Below are 290 nucleotides of genomic sequence, written 5' to 3'. Positions count from 1 at the left end.
ATCCAGAATAGAGGCGCGGGTGAAGCGCAGAATGAGGGCGGAGGACACGAGGCCGAGCGCGATGGCCGGCAACGTCAGATGATACATGCGCTCGGCGAAACTCGACCCCGGCCCGCCATAACCCGATACGGGGAACATATCGAGCCTGACGGCGAAGACCTGCATGAGCATGAGGCCGAGCCAGAAGCTCGGAATGCTCGCCGCCAGCATCGCGAGCGTCGTTGCGGCCTGGTCCACGAACGAGCCGCGCCGGTAAGCGGCATAGATGCCGATCGGGAGAGCGATGACGC

General features: G+C 64.5%; 1 protein-coding gene. It reads right to left on the bottom strand.

Features of this window, described 5'->3' with window-relative positions:
- Positions 1-290 (bottom strand): ABC transporter permease subunit (locus EN804_RS36485; protein WP_135922436.1); only part of this gene is annotated, 290 nt, incomplete at both ends.

The organism is Mesorhizobium sp. M8A.F.Ca.ET.161.01.1.1 (assembly GCF_004792105.1).
Classification (GTDB): Bacteria; Pseudomonadota; Alphaproteobacteria; order Rhizobiales; family Rhizobiaceae; genus Mesorhizobium.
This window is presented reverse-complemented; position numbering and strand designations above follow the sequence as displayed.